General features: G+C 61.1%; 3 protein-coding genes. 2 read left to right on the forward strand and 1 reads right to left on the reverse strand.

Going from position 1 to position 2408, the window contains the following annotated elements; genetic code table 11:
- Window positions 1–651 (reverse strand): coproporphyrinogen III oxidase (locus RMQ73_RS02205; RefSeq protein WP_310496350.1); only part of this gene is annotated, 651 nt, incomplete at its 3' end.
- A gap of 186 nt (window positions 652–837) precedes the next feature.
- Here RMQ73_RS02205 and petA point away from each other — a divergent pair.
- Both petA and RMQ73_RS02215 read left to right on the forward strand, forming a co-directional pair.
- Window positions 838–1404, forward strand: coding sequence for a ubiquinol-cytochrome c reductase iron-sulfur subunit (gene petA, locus RMQ73_RS02210; protein ID WP_310496351.1), 567 nt, complete (start codon window positions 838–840; stop codon window positions 1402–1404).
- 11 nt (window positions 1405–1415) lie between these two features.
- On the forward strand, window positions 1416–2408 hold a 993-nt coding region (locus RMQ73_RS02215), incomplete at its 3' end, for a cytochrome b N-terminal domain-containing protein (protein ID WP_310496352.1).

Below are 2408 nucleotides of genomic sequence, written 5' to 3' on the forward strand. Positions count from 1 at the left end.
GAAGCAGCGCCCGACATCTTGGGTATAGGCGAAATCCGCGTCCCAGTTGCCGTCCAGATGGTCATAGAAAATACCGCCGACACCCCGGTGGCGGTTCCGGTGCGGCACCCAGAAATATTCCTCCGCCCATTTGCTGTGCGCGGGATAATAGGCCGGGTCATGCCGGTCGCACATCGCCTTGACGTCGGCGTGAAAACTGGCGGTCTGCGCGTCATTGGGCAACGCCGGGTTGAGATCGACGCCGCCGCCGAACCAGCGCTTGGTGGTCACCAGCATCCGCGTGTTCATGTGGACGGCCGGCACCAGCGGGTTCACCGGATGGATGACAAGGCTGAGGCCGGTCGCAAAAAATCGCGGGTCTTCGCCGGCGCCATTGATCTGTTTTGCAAAATCCGGTGCGAACTGGCCGTGGACAGTGGAGATGTTGACGCCAGCCTTTTCAAAGACACGGCCCTTCATCAGGCCCATTTCGCCGCCGCCGCCGTGGCCGCCGCCATGGTCGGTGCGCTCCCAGATGCGGCGTTCGAAGCGCCCTGCGTCGCCAGGGGCCGTACTTTCGTCCTCGATTTTTTCCAGCGCGGCCCAGATGTTGTCGCGCAAGTTGCGGAACCAGGCCTGTGCGGCCAATTGCTGTGCATCGAGTGTGATCATGCGCCGGTTCTAGCGCCTGTGCCGGTGGTTGCAACCGGTCAGGATACCGTAAAAATACCTAACCGCGCCAAAATGTCCTGCCATTTGCGACCAGATGGCCGTTGCATTGCGGCATGACGGTAGCTAATGCCAACCCATCCTTGGGGTGGGCTGACCCTTTGGCAACGCATTATCCCGAGGGACCGCATGGCTAGCGAGACGCGGCAGGCAACTGCTGAAGACCTGACCCCTGATGGCGATCGCCGTCGTGACTTTTTGTATGTCGCCACCGGCGCCTTTGCGGCCGTCGGTGTCGTGCCGGTGGCCTGGTCGCTGGTCAACCAGATGAACCCGTCAGCCGATGTGCTGGCCATGGCATCCATCGACCTTGACCTTTCGGCGATCCAGCCCGGCCAGGCCATCAAGGCCAAATGGCGCGGCAAGCCGGTGTTTGCCCGGCAGTTGACCCCGGCAGAAATCGCCGACGCGAAAAAGGTCGATGCGAGCACCCTGCGTGATCCGCAGTCCCTCGCCGACCGCACCAAGCCCGGCAATGAACAATGGCTCATCACGCTTGGCGTGTGCACGCACCTTGGTTGTGTGCCCTTGGGCGCTGCCGAAGGCGAAGTGCGCGGCGATTTCGGCGGTTATTTCTGCCCCTGCCACGGCTCGCACTATGATAGCGCGGCGCGCATCCGCAAAGGGCCGGCGCCCAAGAACCTGGAAGTGCCGCCCTATGCGTTCAAGACGCCCACGTCCGTGACCATCGGCTGAGGAGTGACATCATGAGCTTTCCCTGGGCCAGACAATATCAGCCGACCAGCGATGTCGGCAAATGGATGGACAGCCGGCTGCCGCTGGCGCGTTTTGTCCATGGTTCATTGGGCGCCGGTTATCCGACCCCCAAGAACCTGAACTATTTCTATAACTTCGGCGTGCTTGCCGGTGTGGCGCTGGTCATCCAGATCATCACCGGCGTCGTGCTGGGCATGCATTATGCCGCCAACACGCTGGTCGCCTTTGACAGCGTCGAACACATCATGCGCGACGTGAACGGTGGCTGGATGATCCGCTACATGCACGCTGTCGGCGCCAGCTTCTTTTTCGGCGTTGTCTACGTCCACATTTTCCGTGGCCTGTATTACGGTTCCTACAAGCCGCCGCGCGAAGTGCTGTGGATGCTCGGCCTTGTCATCTTCCTGTTGATGATGGCGACGGCGTTCATGGGCTATGTGCTGGTCTGGGGCCAGATGAGCTTCTGGGGCGCGCAGGTCATCACCGGCTTGTTCTCGGCGATCCCGGTTGTCGGCACTTACATCCAGACGCTGCTGCTCGGCGGCTTCTCGCCCGACAACGCAACGCTCAACCGCTTCTTCTCGCTGCATTATCTGCTGCCGTTCGTGACGTTCGGGGTCATCATCCTGCACGTCTGGGCGCTGCATATTCCCGGCTCCAACAACCCCACCGGCATCGATGTGAAGTCGGAGCAGGATACGGTGCCGTTTCACCCCTATTACACCGCCAAGGACTTCTTCGGCCTTGGTGTCTATCTGGTGGTGTTCAGCGCCTTTGTGTTCTTCATGCCGAACTCGCTGGGCGAGCCGGACAACTACATTCCCGCCAACCCGCTTTCGACGCCGGCGCACATCGTTCCCGAATGGTATTTCTGGCCATTCTACGCGATCCTGCGCGCCTTCACGACCGACTTCATGGGCATTCCGGCCAAGTTGTGGGGCGTGCTGGGGATGTTCGCATCGATCCTGCTGCTGTTCTTCCTG

Origin of the sequence: Sandarakinorhabdus sp., from assembly GCF_031430775.1 — a bacterium.
Classification (GTDB): Bacteria; Pseudomonadota; Alphaproteobacteria; order Sphingomonadales; family Sphingomonadaceae; genus Sandarakinorhabdus.

Excerpts from the sequence above, each read along its gene's own strand:
- petA (WP_310496351.1), top strand. The coding sequence starts at position 838 with ATGGCTAGCGAGACGCGGCAGGCAACTGCTGAAGACCTGACCCCTGAT.